This window comes from Lacrimispora sp. 210928-DFI.3.58, assembly GCF_020554865.1.
Classification (GTDB): domain Bacteria; phylum Bacillota; class Clostridia; order Lachnospirales; family Lachnospiraceae; genus Enterocloster.
Genome location: NZ_JAJCIC010000018.1, coordinates 63753 through 80196 on the forward strand (window position 1 = coordinate 63753; position 16444 = coordinate 80196).

The following is a 16444-nucleotide window of genomic DNA, read 5'->3' on the forward strand; positions in this document are numbered from 1 at the left end:
TTTCATCGCGGGAGGTTCTATGAAAGGCGCCCCCGTTGATTACGAAGTGTCCAGCAAAACGCGCCAGTGACGTGATTTGCCGGATCTGGTCTGCTTTCATGGATAACACCGTTCATGAAAGGAAAAAGATGCAGGAGAATTTTGAGTTAAAGGTATTAGTGGAGCTTTTGGAGGAAAAGAAGCTCCGGGCATTGAAGGAAATGCTGGTTGAGATGAACGAGATGGACATCGCCTCCTTTATGGAGGAGCTGGATTCAGAGAAAAAGGTGGTGGTCTACCGCATGCTGCCGAAGGATCTGGCCTCTGATGTATTTGCCTGCCTGTCTGTGGAGACACAGCAGCACATCATCAACAGCATTACGGACAATGAGCTGAGCGCCATTGTCAACGACCTGTTTGTGGATGACGCGGTAGACATGCTGGAGGAGCTGCCTGCCAATGTCGTAAAGAGGGTACTGAAAAATTCCACCCCGGATACCAGACAGCTGATCAACCAGTTTTTAAAATATCCGGAAAACAGTGCAGGAAGCATTATGACAGCGGAGTATGTAGGGCTTAGGAAGACCATGACCGTGGAGCAGGCCTTTGCCTATATCCGCAAGCACGGTGTGGATAAGGAGACTATTTATACCTGCTATGTGATGGATGCCAGGAGAACCCTTGAAGGTGTGGTGACGGTAAAGGACCTGCTGATGAACCCCTATGAGGAGGTCATCGAGAATATCATGGATACCCATGTTATCAAGGCTGTTACCACAGATGACCAGGAGGAGGTAGCGGACAGCTTCCAGAAGTACGACCTGTTAAGCCTTCCGGTGGTGGATCATGAGAATAAGCTGGTGGGGATCGTCACAGTAGACGACGTGGTGGACGTTATGGAAGAGGAGGCCACAGAGGACTTTGAAAAAATGGCCGCTATGCTTCCCAGCGAAAAGCCTTACCTGAAGACAAGCGTGCTGGAGCTGGCAAAGAACCGCCTGCCGTGGCTGCTGGTACTGATGGTGAGCAGTATGATCACAGGAGGCATTCTGGGAAAATATGAGCAGGCCTTTGCAGTCATCCCTCTTCTTGTGACCTTTGTCCCAATGCTGACGGACACCGGAGGCAATGCCGGAAGCCAGAGCAGCACCATGATCATCCGAGGCATGGCTGTGGGCGAGGTGGATCCAAAGGACGTTTTGAAAGTCGTTTGGAAGGAAATGCAGGTGGGACTGATCGTAGGACTTTTGCTGGGCCTTGTGAATTTCGCCCGCCTGATGATCCAGTTTCCGGGACACACCTTGATCTGTCTGACGGTTATGCTGAGTCTGATGATCACTGTGATCGTGGCGAAGACCATCGGCTGTACCCTGCCTATCCTGGCTGAGGTGCTCCATTTCGATCCGGCTATCATGGCAGCGCCGCTGATCACCACCATAGTGGATGCCGTGAGTCTGGTGATTTATTTCCAGCTGGCCTGCAAGCTCTTGCAGCTGTGATGGCAGGAGCACTGGGAAGAGATAGGAAATGAAAACAAGGGGAAAGGAAATGCGTTTATGGGCAAAAGGAGCGGCTGTGTGATCCTGTCAGGAGGCAGGGGAAGGCGTATGGGCTTTGTGGACAAGGGAGAACTCACATACAGGGGGAGATCCTTTCGCGCTTTGATCGGAAGCCAGCTGGAGGAGCTGGGGCTTCCCTGTTTCCTTTCCGCAGCAGAATATGAGCTGCAGGCCGGGATGGCAGAGGAAGAAAACGGTTCTGTATGGCAGGTGATACAGGATGATATCACGGATGTGAATGGGCAGTATATCGGGCCCATGGGAGGTATTTTCTCCTGTCTGACTAAGACAGGTCTGGACGGCATCCTTGTGGTGTCCTGTGATATGCCCTTTTTCCGCAGAGAGATGGCGGATGCCCTCCTGAGGGAGGCGGAGGATGGCCGGTACGATGCCGTCATCTGGAAGACCAGGGATGGCCGCCTCCATCCGGTCTGTGCCTATTATTCCAACACCTGCCTTCCGGCGTTTAGGGAGGCGATTGAAGAAAAGGATTACAGGATGATGCATTTCCTGTCCCATACAGTATATAAGGAGCTGGAGACAGCCGATACCCATATCCCGGACAGCTGGTTTACCAATGTCAACCGTCCTGAGGTATATAGCCGTCTGGAAAGCGTCAGGATCCCAGTTCTGGCTGTCAGCGGAAGGAAGAACACGGGAAAGACCACCCTCCTTGAAAGACTGGTGAGAGAGCTCACAAAGAGAGGCGTCCGCACGGCGGTCATTAAGCACGACGGCCATGATTTCGTGCCGGACACTCCGGGTACAGACAGCTTCCGCATGAAGCAGGCAGGGGCTGTTGGGACAGTGGTTTATTCCGGCAACCGTTTTTCCCTTGTGAAGGACAGGATGCCGGAGGAAAAAATGTGGGAGGCAGAGGATTTTATTGCCTGCTTTCCCGACGCAGACCTGATCCTTTTAGAGGGGCAGAAGGCTTCCTCTTATCCAAAGATCGAGGTCCTGCGCCGGGAAACCGCCATGGAGCCGGTCTGCCGCCGCGATACGGTGCTGGCCTATGTGGCCGACTGGGAGCTGGAGCAGGGTACAGAGGAGGGCCTGCCGCCGGTATATTCCTTTGAGGATATGGATGAGATATTAGAGGTTGTGATTTCATGCATGGACAGAGGAAAACTATAATTTTCGATGGACTGCCATCATTCAAGGATACTGCCGGCTTTTAAAGCCAGCCGGCAGTATCCTTTTTCCGTAACAGTTCAGTCGGTATTTTTCCTAAAAGCCAGAGCAGCATCAAAGCAACTCGCTGCGCTCAAACAATCATTGATGCTGCTCTGAACGGAAAAACCAGCTGCCTAAGTGCTTCTAATGTCCTGCAAAGCCGCTCCGGCCGCCCTCCCGGCAGCCGACTGAACGGTTGCTTTTTTCCAGCATAAATGCCGGATTTACCGCAATAATCCACTTGACGGATCTTTGCCTAATTGCTATAGTAATAACAGTAAATGTTATACTGCGTGTAGAACAGATATAACGTTTACCTACAAAACGAAAGATGGTGTGTTTTATGGTATTGAAGATTGATTTCAACAGTGATGAGGCAATCTATATACAGCTTCGCAATCAGATCATTATGGGTATTGCCACTGAGATGATACATGAAGGGGATACACTGCCTTCCGTGCGCCAAATGGCTGATTATATCGGCATCAACATGCATACAGTAAATAAGGCATATTCTGTTCTGCGCCAGGAAGGGTTTGTGAAGCTTGACCGCCGGAAGGGAGCGGTCGTCAGCCTGGACATTGACAAGATACAGGCGATGAGCGAGATCCGGCAGAGCCTGGACGTGCTTTTGGCCTGCGGTATCTGCAGGAATATCACGCGCGGCGAGGTGCACCAGCTGGTGGATGAGATCTATGACAGATATACCAGGGCATCCATGGATACAGAACAGGAAGAAGACGAAGAATAGGCTCCGGAGGAGGATTCGTATGTTATGTGAAAAATGTAAGATTCGTGAAGCCAACATTAAATATACAGAGATCATTAACGGAATAAAGACAGAGCACAACCTTTGCTCCCACTGTGCAAAGGAAATGGATTTTGGACAGTACACAGCTATGCTGGACGGGGAGTTCCCTCTGGGAAAGCTTCTCTCAGGCCTTTTGGGACTGGAGGATGACGAGGAGGAGACCGATGTGCGGGGCAGGGTGGTATGCCCCACCTGCGGCACCAGCTTTGATGATTTTGTGGAGAACAGCCGGTTTGGCTGCCCGGACTGCTATGGTGTATTTGACCTGTTTATCAATGACAAGATCAAGCAGCTCCAGGGAAGCGAAAGCCACAAGGGCAAACGCCCCAGATACAGGAGCAAATTTGAGAAGGAGCACCCGGATTCCATCTCCGCCAGGCCGGCGGGCGCTGCGGAGGGAAAGGGAGCCCTGCAGGAAGGCCTTCCGGACAGCCGGAAGGGACAGAAGGCCCCCGGCTCTGAGCAGGCAGAGGTCCCGGACGCCTCCCGCCAGATACGCGCATTGGAGCTTAAGCTGAAGGAGGCCTTAAAGCAGGAGGATTACGAGCTGGCAGCCAGATGCAGGGATGAGATCAAGGCCCTGAAGGCAGGTGTAAAGGAGGAGGCAAAGGCAGATGAGTAAATGGTTTGAGAAAATGGACCGGGGACACACCAATGTGATCTACAGTCGCATCCGCCTTGCCAGGAACTGGGATGAATATGCATTTCCGTCCAGGCTCACAAGAAGCCAGTGCGGGGAAATGGTAACCCGCTTAAAGGATGGCCTAAAGGATATCAGCCAGATGGATGGCCACAAGTACCAGTGCTTCCAGCTGGATACCATGAAGGGGCTGGAGCGCCAGGCGCTGCGGGAGCGGCGGATCATCAACCGGGCAGCAGTGGAGCGCACAGAGCCGGCAGCCCTCTATCTTTCAGAGGATGAGAGCAACAGCCTGGTATTAGGCGGGGATGACCACATCCGTATACAGATGCTGGCTCCGGGCTTGGTGTTAGATGAGCTGTGGCAGAAGGCAGATGCAGCGGACGACTATGTGAATGAGCGTTTTTCCTATGCCTTTGATGAGAAGTACGGCTATCTGACCTCGTTTCCGACCAATGTAGGAACGGGACTTCGGGCCTGTGTGGTGCTCCATCTGCCGACACTCTCAAAAGTGAGAAAGTTTCAGAGCATTGTGGGGGATATGAGCCGTTTCGGCACCACCATCAGAGGCCTCTACGGAGAGGGCAGCGACAACCACGGCAGCCTCTATGAGCTCTCCAACCAGCGCACACTGGGACAGTCGGAGAAGGAGATCGTGGAGATGGTGACAAAGGCTGCCTCCCAGCTCAACAACCAGGAGATGCGTGTGAGAAATGCAGCCCTGGGGACCCAGCGCCTGGAGCGGGAGGATGAGACCTGGAAGTCCTACGGCGTGCTCAAATACGCCAGGAAGATATCGGAGAAGGATGCCAGGATCTTCCTGTCCCAGCTGATGGCAGGGGAGGAGGATAAGCTGATCTCCTTTGACAGGCCCTACAGCCTGTACAGCCTGATGGTCGGTATCCAGCCGGCCAACTTAAACCTCTGGGCCAGCCGCCCGCTGGACAAAGAGGAGATCGACCCCGTCAGGGCGGCTTATATCAGGCAGAACCTGCCGGAGATCGCGAAGAAGAAAGAACAGTGAGTGCGGCGCATACACCGCATATAAGCGTCTGAAAGACGGGCGCTCAATAAGGAGGAAATATATCAATGGAACGTTATACACCACAGGCCCAGGAAGCCTTAAGCCTGGCAGTCGAGGTAGCCGAGACTTTGGACCATGGTTATGTGGGCACAGAGCATTTGCTGATCGGGCTTTTGAAAGAGGGCACAGGCGTGGCAGCGAAGGTGCTGGAGGATAACGGTGTGGAGGAGGACCGGGTGATCGATCTGGTAAGGCAGCTGATCGCTCCCAATCCCGCCATCCAGACAGCAGACCAGACAGCTTACACCCCAAGAGCCCGCCGGGTAATAGAAAACAGCTACCGGGAGGCTGTGCGCTTCAAGGCAGCCCAGATCGGAACAGAGCATATCCTGATCGCCATTTTGAGGGAGGGGGACTGCGTTGCCAGCCGCCTGCTCAACACCATCGGCGTCAGCATCCAGAAGCTCTACATTGATCTTCTGGCAGCTATGGGAGAGGATGCCCCGGTATCCAGGGACGAGGTCCAGAACACAAAGGGGGGGAAAAAGGGCAATGCCACTCCCACTCTGGACAGCTACAGCAGGAACCTGACCCAGCTGGCAGCAGAGGGCAAGCTTGATCCTGTGATCGGCAGGGAACAGGAGATCCAGCGCGTGATCCAGATCTTAAGCCGCCGCACCAAGAACAATCCCTGCCTGATCGGCGAGCCCGGCGTTGGAAAGACCGCCGTGGTGGAGGGCCTTGCCCAGATGGTAGCCTCCGGGGATGTGCCGGAGACCATTTCCGGAAAGCGGGTGATGACACTGGATCTGTCCGGCATGGTGGCCGGCTCCAAATACCGGGGTGAATTTGAGGAGCGCATCAAAAATGTCATCGCTGAGGTGACGGGGGCAGGAGACGTACTGCTGTTTATTGATGAGATACACACCATCATCGGAGCCGGAGGTGCGGAGGGCGCATTGGACGCCTCCAACATTTTAAAGCCATCCCTTGCAAGGGGGGAGATCCAGCTGATCGGCGCCACCACCATCAATGAATACAGGAAATATATTGAAAAGGACTCTGCCTTAGAGCGCCGTTTCCAGCCGGTTACCGTGGATGAGCCCACAGAGGAGGAATCCATTGCCATCTTAAAGGGCCTGAGGAGCCGTTATGAGGAGCATCACCGGGTGGAGATCACGGATCCTGCCCTGGATGCCGCTGTAAAGCTCTCCAGCCGCTACATTAATGACCGTTTCCTGCCGGATAAGGCCATTGACCTGATTGACGAGGCAGCCTCCAGAGTGCGTCTTATGAACTACACAAAGCCTGTTAAGATCAAGGAATATGAGGCTGAGATCGATGCCCTGGAGGAGGATAAGGAGGAGGCCATCAAGAAGGAGGCCTACGAAAAAGCCGGGGAGATCAAGAAAAAGCAGGAGGCCCTTCGGGGAAAGATTGCGAAGACCCTGGAGAAATGGGAGAAGGAAAAGGAGACGAAGAAGCTCATTGTCAGCGAGAATGAGATCGCAGACGTGGTCTCCGGCTGGACAAAGATCCCGGTGCGCAAGCTGGCAGAGGAGGAATCGGAGCGGTTAAAGAACTTAGAGGCCATTCTTCACGAGCGCGTGGTGGGTCAGGAGGAGGCCGTGACGGCCATATCAAAGGCCATCCGCCGCGGCCGTGTGGGCTTAAAGGACCCCAGACGCCCCATTGGCTCTTTCCTGTTCTTAGGTCCTACAGGCGTGGGCAAGACAGAGCTTTCCAAAGCTCTCTCTGAGGCAATGTTCGGCACGGAAAATGCCCTGATCCGCGTGGATATGTCTGAGTACATGGAGAAACACAGCGTATCAAAAATGATCGGATCCCCGCCAGGCTATGTGGGCTATGACGAGGGCGGCCAGCTCAGCGAGAAGGTGCGCCGCAATCCCTATTCCGTGATCCTGTTTGATGAGATCGAAAAGGCCCACCCGGATGTATTCAACATCCTGCTCCAGGTTCTGGATGACGGTCACATCACAGATGCCCAGGGGCGCAAGATTGATTTTAAGAACACCATTATCATCATGACCTCCAACGCAGGTGCGGAAAACATCATTTCCCCGAAACGCCTTGGCTTTGGAGTGGCGAGCGATGCAAAGGCAGACTATACCTTCATGAAGGACCGTGTCATGGATGAGGTGAAGCGCCTGTTCAAGCCGGAGTTCTTAAACAGGATCGACGAGATCATTGTGTTCCACCAGCTCACCAGGGAGCACATGAAGGGCATTGCCGAGATCATGCTGAAGGGTATCGGAAAGAGGAGCAGGGAGCAGCTGGGCATCCAGCTGGCTGTGGACGAGGCTGCCAGGGACTTCCTCATTGACAAGGGCTATGATGACAAGTACGGAGCCCGCCCTCTGCGCAGGACCATTCAGAGCCTGCTGGAGGATAAGATGGCAGAGGAAATGCTGGAGGGCCGGATCAAGGCAGGCTCCCATGTGGAAGTGGGCTGCAGGGATGGTAAGCTGACATTTTCCGTGAAGCAGAAGCGCACGGCCAGCCGGAGGAAGAAGGCAGAAGAGAAGGCAGTGACTTCATAATAATTTAACTGGTCATTTTTAGGGGATTGTTGTATAATTTTAGTAACAGTTCAGGTATAGGACTGAGCTTACGAAAGAACTCACGTAACTGTGAGGGTACGGAACAGTTACGAACTCACTTTAACAGATAGCAGGAGGATAAGAAAATGCCGGTCATTGAAGAATTGATCTGCACAGAGCAGGATGGCACCATTAGTTTTGGCAATTACAGGTTAGGGCAGAAGGCAAAGAAGTCCGATTTTGAATATCAGGGAGACCTTTATAAGGTCAAGACCTACAATGAGATCACGAAGCTGGAGCGCAATGACATGTTTGTTTATGAGTCCGTTCCGGGAACAGCAGCAGAGCATTTTAGGGTGACAGATGAAGGTGTTGAATTTACCGTGGAGGGAAGCAAGGATGCCCAGATCACCGTACAGCTGGAAGATGACACGGAGTATGAGGTGTTCGTTGACGGCACAGCAGTTGGCAGCATGACCACCAATATGAGCGGAAAGCTGAGCGTCAGCGTGGAGCTGGAGGAAGGCGTTGCTGTGAAAGTCAGCGCCATGAAGAGAGCATAGCTCCCACAGCGAAACAGCATCGGGATACACAGAACACGAACTACAGGCGGCACTCGCACAGGCCAATCGCGATTGAGCACTGTGCCGGGCCGCTTTTCTTATATCATAGGAAACTCTTCTGGAGCTTCCTATGATACAAAAAGCCCGACATGCAAGATGCACACGCCGCGCGAAGGAAAATGTGCTCTAAAAAGCAGAGCACGCGCGGCGGCGGAACGGAAGACGTCGCTTACGCGGCCCGCCGCAGGCGGAGAATCCCGCGGAGCAGGATTCTTTTTATAAAGGAGAAACCTATGGCAAAAGCAAGATCAACTGCCTTTTTTTGTAAGGAATGCGGCTATGAATCCGCAAAATGGATGGGCCAGTGTCCGGCCTGCCGGGCCTGGAATTCCATGGTGGAGGAGCCGGTGGCAAAGAAAACAGCTGCTGGCGCTGTCCCATCCCTGGGACGCACCGGTATTTCCGGCAGCGGGGCTGCCGGGACACGGATCCGCCCATCCCTTCTGTCTGAGATCAGCCTGGAGGAGGAGGACAGGATCGACACCGGCTTTGGGGAGCTGAACCGGGTGCTGGGAGACGGGATCGTGGCAGGCTCCCTGGTGCTGGTGGGAGGAGATCCCGGCATCGGAAAATCCACCATCCTTCTCCAGGTGTGCCGTAATCTGGCAGGCTCCGGCCTGAAAGTGCTCTACATTTCAGGAGAGGAGTCCCTAAAGCAGATCAAAATGCGGGCAAACCGCATCGGCCCTGTGGAGGGCGACCTGAAATTCCTGTGTGAGACCAACTTAGAGCAGATCGAGCAGGCCATTGAGGCAGAGCAGCCAAAGGTGGCTGTCATTGACTCCATCCAGACCATGTACCGGGAGGATATCTCCTCGGCCCCCGGAAGCGTCAGCCAGGTGAGGGAGTCCACAGGGATCCTGATGCAGATCGCCAAAAGCCGCGGGATCACCATCTTCATTGTGGGACACGTCACAAAGGAAGGCGTAGTGGCAGGCCCCAGGGTATTGGAGCATATGGTTGATACAGTCCTCTACTTTGAGGGAGACCGGAATGCCTCCTACCGCATCCTGCGCAGCGTCAAGAACCGTTTTGGCTCCACCAATGAGATCGGAGTCTTTGAGATGGAGGAGGAGGGCCTTGTGGAGGTGGAAAACCCCTCGGAATACATGCTGGATGGCCGCCCGGAGGAGGCATCAGGGGCAGTGGTATCCTGCTCCATGGAGGGCACCAGGCCCATCCTGCTGGAGGTCCAGGCCCTGGTGGCAGAGACCAACTTCGGTATGCCCAGGCGGACTGCTGCGGGAACAGACTACAACCGCGTGAACCTCCTCATGGCAGTGCTGGAAAAACGCTGCCGCTACCAGCTGTCCCGCTTTGACGCCTATGTGAACATTGCAGGGGGAATGCGCATGAATGAGCCTGCACTGGACCTGGCCATCGTCATGGCCCTCATGTCCAGCTACAAGGACCGCCCGGTGGATCCGGGCATGCTGATATTCGGCGAGGTGGGCCTGTCCGGCGAGGTCCGTGCCGTATCCCAGGCAGCCCAGCGGGTAAACGAGGCTTTGAAAATGGGCTTCACCTCCTGCGTTCTTCCGAAGGTGTGCTTGGGCAAGCTGAAGCCGGTGGAGGGTATACGCCTGATCGGGGTGTCAAATGTGAGGGAGGCCATTGGGCTATTATAGTAACCGTTCAGACGGCCGCCGGGAGGGCGGCTGGCGCTCCGGTTTCGGACATAAGAAGCACTAAGCCACCTGATTTTTCCGAAAAGCCAGAGCAGCATCAAAGCAACTCGCTGCGCTCAGACAATCATTGATGCTGCTCTGAACGGTTACGGAAAATATGAAAAAAAATTGTTGACACATTTCAAATCATATGCTATTATAACAAAGGTTCGGAAATGCTTCCGATACAGGGGATTAGTTCAATGGTAGAGCAGCGGTCTCCAAAACCGTAGATGGGGGTTCGAGCCCCTCATCCCCTGCTGACTATTTAAAAGAATAGCCCAACCCAGTGAGGTCAGATTTCCTTGAGTGTACAAGGTGATCTGGCTTTTTTATTTTTCCGCACTTTCCTTATTTTTACAATTTCCGGCAGCAGCCGGAGCAGAAGTTGGACATTGATTTGTGAGGTCGTCGGTTGTATAATAGGTCTGTTATCATTCGGAATATAGGTAACAGTTCAGATTTCCACATCGGATGGACATCCGATGCTTTTTGTCCGGTCTAGCCGGGCAAGAAGATACCCGTCTGAACTGTTACGAATATAGAGATATGGAGGCAGGTCCATTGAGTATACGGGAAACGATTTTAGAGAAGATCGATACAGGTTATTCTTACCAGCTGGCAAAGCGGATGGAAACCTATAAGTCAAACCAGGTACTGGGCTATCGGACAGCGGGATCGGAGGCAGAATACAAAACGGGAGAAATGCTCCGGAAGGAGATGGTGAGGATCGGCCTATCCCAGGTGGAAAAGGACAGGGTGACAGTGGACGGCTGGGAATTTAAGAAGGCAGTTCTCACCTTTGTGTCAAAGGACGGCATGGAGAAGCAGGTGCAGCTGGGGGCTTATCAGACGACCCTGGTGACAGACGGGCAGGAGGAATGCTCCCTTATGTACCTGGGAAAAGGTACGGAACAAGATTATGAGGGAAAGGATGTGTCCGGAAAGCTGGTGCTGGTGGATATCAACCAGAGGGATGAGTGGTGGATCAATTATCCGGTCTATCAGGCACATTTAAAGGGAGCAAAGGCTCTGATCGCGGTCCAGTGCGGAGGCTATGGGGAGATCGGGGATGAGGCCCTGAATGCCCAGGACATTGCAGGCCCGGAGGACGCGCCGGCATTTTCCATATCCAGAAAAGATGCGGCTGAGCTGAAGGCGCTTTTGGAAGAACAGGAGGAGATCAGGGTACGGCTGGATGCGGACACCCGCGTCACGAGGAACTGCACCACCTACAACGTAAGAGGCTGCATCCCCGGAAGGCATCCTGACAGGATCGTGCTCCTGTCAGCCCACTACGACTCCTATTTCAGCGGCTTTCAGGATGACAATACGGCGGTGTCCATGATGCTCGGCATTGCAAAGGCGCTGATCGACAGCGGTTTTCAGCCAAATAACACCATTATGTTCTGTGCCATGGCGGCAGAGGAGTGGGGCGTGGCGGATTCCTGGTTCGACTGGTCGGCAGGGGCCTATGAGCAGGTGTTTACCGCGCATCCGGAATGGGCAGGGAAGGTGATCGCAGACCTGAACTTTGAGCTTCCGGCTCTGGCCCATGGGACAAGGGCAAGGATACGCAGCTGCTATGAATATACAAGGTTTCTGGAGGAGTTCCTTTCCGGGCTTCCCGACCTGACCCACGCTTATCCTGAGGAGGCCCAGGTGGTGGCTCCCATTGAGACCTGGTCCGATGATTTTTCCATGGCCATTGCCGGGATCCCCTCTATGGTGAATGATTTTACGGGCGGAAGCTTTATGGAGACCCATTACCACTCCCAGTTTGACAATGACGATTACTACGATGAGAAGGTATACAAACTCCATCACGAAATGTTTGCCCTGCTGATCGAAGCCCTGGACAGGACAGCAGTGGTTCCCTTAAGCTTTGGCCCGGTGATGCACAGGGCGGCGGAGATGGCAGAGGAAGGCATCCGACTCACAGCGTCCCGGGAGGGGAAGACAGCTCCAGAGAAAGGTCTGGGAGGTGCAGAGACAGAGGAAGCTCAGGGGCTTGAGGCAGCTCTTCGGAATTTAAAGGAGCAGCTCCTTTTGGCCCGGGAACGGGAGGAGCAGGCCTACCTAAGGCTGAAGGAGCAGAACAGCCGTTATGACAGGCTTTTATCAGAGGGCCGCTGTGAGGAGGCAGAGGAGCTGTTTTCCTCCTTAAGGGAGCTTGAGGCAGACTGCCTTCGGAAGTTTAAGGCAGAGCAGGATGCTTTTGTGCGCATTGACTGGTATGGAAATGTGCTCTATCCCCATGAGCTTTTGATCCAAAAGCTCAGCCTCCTCACAGGAGCTGCAATGGATCTGAAGGAGGGCAGGCTTTCACAGGCCTTAAAAAAGCTTTACCAGGTGGATAACAATGCCTATGCCTTTATGTTTGGCCCCGAAGTGTACCGCCATTTTACAGACTATGTGCTGAGACAGCCAAAAGAGAGGCTGAAATGGGGCTACGGGAGGCTCATGGAGCATGCAGACCTGTACGAGCTGGTGAGAAGCCTTTTAAAGAAGCAGGAAAAGGGAGAGAAGGAGTACCGGGAGGAAGCCGTCTATCTGGAGAAGGTCTGTGGGGAAGAGAGGAAGCAGGCCCTGTGCGCAGTGGAGGAGCTCTGCCGGACGGTAAAGAAAAGCTTCTGAGAGTACCGATTACGAATCTGGAGGAAATGTTTGTAACCATGGAAAGTGATAAATTATACCGCGTGCAGAAAACGGATCTGCCGAAGCTGGAAAAGCTGCTGTACAAATGCTTTGAGCACGATCCTCTCTATGAGACTCTGATACCGGACGAAGAGGTGAGAAAACGTCTGATGCCGGAGCTGTTCCACTGCGATATGGATGAATTCTACGAGACCTGTGAGATCTTTTCTGACAGTGAGGACTTAAACGGTATCCTGGTGGTCTCTGATGAGGCGGAGCCCTACAATATGTTCCGGTTCTATTTTTCCGAGGCAAAGGCTGCTCTGCAGACAGACACCTATCTGATCAAGGAGGATCCGTCCCTTAGGACCTTTTCTAATTTTTTAAAGGGCGAGGACTACTTAAATTCCCGGTGGACAGCCCAGCTCCACCAAAACAAAAGGCTGCATATCATCTACCTGGCAGTGGACCCTGAGATGCAGCACCACGGGATCGCGGCAGAGCTTATGAATGAGACGATCGGATATGCCAGCCGCAACAGGATGATGATCTCCCTGGAGACCCATAATGAGAAGAACCTTGATTTTTACCGTCATTTCGGCTTCAAGGTGTATGGAATAATGAAAAAAGGCTTCCCTCTTGAGCAATACTGCCTGATACGGGAAGTGCAGTAAACCTTCATGCCGTCTATCGGCGGCAGGCGCTTTATAGGAAAAGAGGAGAGCAGAGCATGAATAAAAAAGAATGTAACGAGATCAAAAAGCTGTTTACCCCGGCAAACTGCGCCATCAGCCGTATCTGCGGCTGCTATGTGGACTCGGAGAAGAATAAGAGAACAGAGCTTAAGGAAGCATTCCTGTCCCTTCCGGAGGAGGAGGCCTTCAAATATTTCACTATTTTCAGAAACGGGCTGTCAGGAACCGTGGGAAAGAATCTGATCAATATGGAATTTCCTTTACATACAGAGGCAGAGGGGGGCACCCAGGAGTTCCTTCTAAAGCTCAGGGACAGCAGGCTGACGGATGATGAGCTGCTGGAGGCGTTTTATGACAAGGTGATCGCAAATTATGATTACGGGGAGAATTATTACATTATCTTGATCCACTGCGCCTACGATATCCCTGCAAAGGCCACAGACGGTTCAGAAATGTTTGACGCCTCAGACTACGTATATGAGTTCATCCAGTGCACCATATGCCCTGTAAAGCTCTCAAAGGCCGGACTCTGCTACAACTCCGTCACAAACGCCATTGAGAACCGCACCAGGGACTGGCTGGTGGAAGCGCCGCAGCAGGGCTTTTTGTTCCCTGCCTTTAATGACAGGAATACCGATATCCACAGCCTTCTCTACTATGCAAAGAACCCGGAGGAGCTGCCGGAGACACTGATTGACGAGCTGCTGGGCTGTGTGATCCCTATGTCGGCGAAAAACCAGAAGGAGACCTTCCAGGCCATTGTGGAGGAAACCCTGGGGGAAAACTGTGATTTTGAGACAGTGAAAAATATCCATGAGAATTTAAACGAGCTTCTGGAGGAGACAAAGGACGAGCCGGTACCTTTGACACTGGATAAGTACCAGGTAAAGCGTCTTTTGGAAAATAATGGGGCTGCTCCTGAAAAGCTGGAGGAATTGGAGCAGCGCTATGCTGAGGCCGGAGACGAGGCAGAGACCAGCTTTGTGGCCGCCAATGTGGTGAATACAAGGAGCATGGAGATCAAGACGCCGGATGTGAGTATCAAGGTAGCCCCTGACAAGGCTTACTTAGTGGAAAACAGGCTGGTGGACGGACGTCCCTGCATTGTCATTGCCATCAATGAGCATGTGGAGATCAACGGCATCACCGTGCGGCCGGTGGCTGCGCCGAAGACAGAAGAAGCGTAAAGAAGCAAAGCCGGTATATCGAGGCAGGGCTTTGGAAGAAAAAACACCGGCGGGACAGACAAAGGCTGTTCCGCCGGTGAAGTCATATCCGGACGTTGACAGGAAGAAACCGGCTTCCATATCAGATGAGGTTTGCATTGCCGCGCATATGCTTGTATTCTGCAACAGAGCGGTCAAAGGTCTGAATATGATAGTAGAGCCAGTCCCTTACTTTATCATTGACCTTCTGAACAAAGGCCTCTGAGGGTCCTTCCTCCTCTGTCAGCATGTCGTGGAGCTGCTGGACAGTATCGCGAAGCTCCTGGTGCTTTGCAAGATGCTCCTTTAAGCCCGGATAACCGATCTCCTTCTGGAGAGCTTCCTCTGCATTAAAATGAAAATCTGTGTAATCTGCCAGGTAATTTAACATTTTGGCAGCTCCGCTTAAATTGGAGCGCTCCTCGCAGCTTGCTAACAGATCATTGATCTTTCCGATCAGTTCCTTATGCTGGGAATCAATGAGCTCATTTCCCGTAACTAGATCATCCGTAAATTCTGCGTACATGGTGAATACCTCCTGCTTGTGTTTGATATAGATAATGTTACCACAGAATGGAATTTTTTTCTATGGTATTTGCAACAGTTATGGAAAAACCAGATAACATGCACACAAACATGGGCGTTCTATACATATTTCAAGTTGTCTGGACAAAAGTGTCAATAGTTGATATAATGACTATGTTGCGCGTGAATGATAACAACTTGATGGGAGGATAGGACGAATGAGTCGGACGATTAAAGCAGGGCACGTATACCGCCAGTATACAAAGGATGGCGTGTATATTGCAGATTACAAAAGCTCCAGAGAGGCATCTGCAGCTACCGGAGTTTCCATTGGTTCCATTGCCAGAGCCGCCCACGGTGAGAGAAAGACAGGCGGAGGTTTCCTGTGGAGGGTGGTCCTGGAAGAGTCAGAGAAAACTCCTATTGAAGTGGATCTTACCAGCAGGATCGGCAACCATGAGAAGCGCCCTCTGGTGCAGATGACCCTGGATGGTCAGGTGGTAGGAGAATATCTTTCCATTGCTCACGCAAGCCGGGTACTTAGGATCAGCCGCAGAAGCCTTTCCTGTGCTTTAAGCGGTGCACAGAAAACGGCAGGAGGTTTTGCCTGGGTAGAAAAGCAGGCGGAAGAGGAGTAACAGGGGGACGCAGGGGGCAAGCGAAATTTCTGATATAGAGCTGCAGCTTTCAGATGGAAAGCTGAGTGAGAGTCCGATGAATCGGGCTCTTTTTGATTTCCGGGGATATTTTTGAGTGAATATTGCCAATAGAAGCTTCGGCTCTCTTCAGGAACACGGGGAAAAACGCAGAAAATTGATATAATTTGCAAGATTTTTGTGGTAATTTGCATGAATTTATAGTACAATGGTAAAAGCAATAGGGAGAACAGGAGGAGGTCATATGAAGCGGGAAGATTTGCTTTGGACGGACCGGAAGCGCAATTGGCTGGGGCTTCCGTGGTCCTTTACCGTATATGGGCTTACAGAGAACCGCCTTTTTATAAAAACGGGAATGCTGAGCATCCATGAGGACGAGGTAAGGCTGTACCGCATACTGGATGTATCTCTGCGCAGGTCCTTCTGGCAGAGGATCACCGGGACGGGCACCATCCATGTGGACAGCAGCGACAAGACCATGAAGTGTTTTGATATCCAGAATATCAAGGGCTGTGAGGAGGTCAAGGAGCAGCTCTCTGAGCTGGTGGAAAAGGAGCGTGACAACAAGCGTGTCTCCTCCAGAGAATTTATCGGCGGCTGTGAGGGCCACGATGAAGAGGATGAATTTGATGAGCCGTAAGGCATCAAGATATAAGAATGAAAAGATACTGAGAAAGGGGTAGTCA

At 52.6% G+C, this 16444-nt stretch carries 14 protein-coding genes and 1 tRNA gene; 14 read left to right on the forward strand and 1 reads right to left on the reverse strand.

Going from position 1 to position 16444, the window contains the following annotated elements; genetic code table 11:
• Positions 1-128 precede the first annotated feature (128 nt).
• From mgtE to LIZ87_RS12405, 12 genes are all read left to right on the forward strand, one after another.
• Complete coding sequence (mgtE, locus tag LIZ87_RS12350; RefSeq protein ID WP_227147467.1) at positions 129-1478, forward strand: magnesium transporter; 1350 nt, start codon at positions 129-131, stop codon at positions 1476-1478.
• A 57-nt stretch (positions 1479-1535) separates the two neighbouring features.
• Positions 1536-2675, forward strand: coding sequence for a molybdopterin-guanine dinucleotide biosynthesis protein B (gene mobB, locus LIZ87_RS12355; protein ID WP_227147391.1), 1140 nt, complete (start codon positions 1536-1538; stop codon positions 2673-2675).
• A gap of 382 nt (positions 2676-3057) precedes the next feature.
• Positions 3058-3465 carry a GntR family transcriptional regulator gene (locus LIZ87_RS12360; RefSeq protein WP_227147393.1) on the forward strand — a complete coding sequence of 136 codons (408 nt, stop codon included), beginning with the start codon at positions 3058-3060 and terminating at the stop codon, positions 3463-3465.
• A gap of 19 nt (positions 3466-3484) precedes the next feature.
• Positions 3485-4147 (forward strand): UvrB/UvrC motif-containing protein, encoded by a 663-nt coding sequence (locus LIZ87_RS12365; protein ID WP_227147396.1) that lies wholly within the window; start codon positions 3485-3487, stop codon positions 4145-4147.
• Entirely contained in the window at positions 4140-5189 is a 1050-nt protein-coding gene (locus tag LIZ87_RS12370) for an ATP--guanido phosphotransferase (protein ID WP_178313175.1), read from the forward strand. The genes LIZ87_RS12365 and LIZ87_RS12370 overlap by 8 nt, the downstream gene beginning before the upstream one ends.
• Positions 5190-5254: 65 nt before the next feature.
• Entirely contained in the window at positions 5255-7750 is a 2496-nt protein-coding gene (locus LIZ87_RS12375; protein ID WP_227147428.1) for an ATP-dependent Clp protease ATP-binding subunit, read from the forward strand.
• A 146-nt stretch (positions 7751-7896) separates the two neighbouring features.
• Positions 7897-8313, forward strand: coding sequence for an endosialidase (locus tag LIZ87_RS12380; RefSeq protein WP_227147430.1), 417 nt, complete (start codon positions 7897-7899; stop codon positions 8311-8313).
• Between the two features lie 293 nt (positions 8314-8606).
• Positions 8607-10001, forward strand: coding sequence for a DNA repair protein RadA (radA, locus tag LIZ87_RS12385; RefSeq protein ID WP_227147433.1), 1395 nt, complete (start codon positions 8607-8609; stop codon positions 9999-10001).
• Positions 10002-10229: 228 nt separating this feature from the next.
• Positions 10230-10300: transfer RNA gene (locus tag LIZ87_RS12390), tRNA-Trp, on the forward strand.
• A 289-nt stretch (positions 10301-10589) separates the two neighbouring features.
• Positions 10590-12677, forward strand: coding sequence for a M28 family peptidase (locus tag LIZ87_RS12395; protein WP_442912188.1), 2088 nt, complete (start codon positions 10590-10592; stop codon positions 12675-12677).
• Between the two features lie 38 nt (positions 12678-12715).
• Positions 12716-13351, forward strand: a complete 636-nt coding sequence (locus tag LIZ87_RS12400; RefSeq protein ID WP_178315497.1) for a GNAT family N-acetyltransferase — start codon at positions 12716-12718, stop codon at positions 13349-13351.
• Between the two features lie 56 nt (positions 13352-13407).
• Positions 13408-14559: a DUF4317 domain-containing protein gene (locus LIZ87_RS12405; protein ID WP_227147439.1), complete on the forward strand. Its 1152-nt coding sequence runs from the start codon at positions 13408-13410 to the stop codon at positions 14557-14559.
• A gap of 121 nt (positions 14560-14680) precedes the next feature.
• On the opposite strand, the gene LIZ87_RS12410 is transcribed toward LIZ87_RS12405, so the two are convergent.
• Positions 14681-15103, reverse strand: a complete 423-nt coding sequence (locus tag LIZ87_RS12410; protein WP_178316305.1) for a bacteriohemerythrin — start codon at positions 15101-15103, stop codon at positions 14681-14683.
• A gap of 217 nt (positions 15104-15320) precedes the next feature.
• On the opposite strand from LIZ87_RS12410, the gene LIZ87_RS12415 reads away from it, so the two are divergent.
• Together LIZ87_RS12415 and LIZ87_RS12420 are read left to right on the forward strand one after the other, a co-directional pair.
• Complete coding sequence (locus tag LIZ87_RS12415; RefSeq protein WP_227147441.1) at positions 15321-15740, forward strand: hypothetical protein; 420 nt, start codon at positions 15321-15323, stop codon at positions 15738-15740.
• Between the two features lie 262 nt (positions 15741-16002).
• Complete coding sequence (locus LIZ87_RS12420; RefSeq protein WP_178316379.1) at positions 16003-16398, forward strand: PH domain-containing protein; 396 nt, start codon at positions 16003-16005, stop codon at positions 16396-16398.
• Positions 16399-16444: the final 46 nt, after the last annotated feature.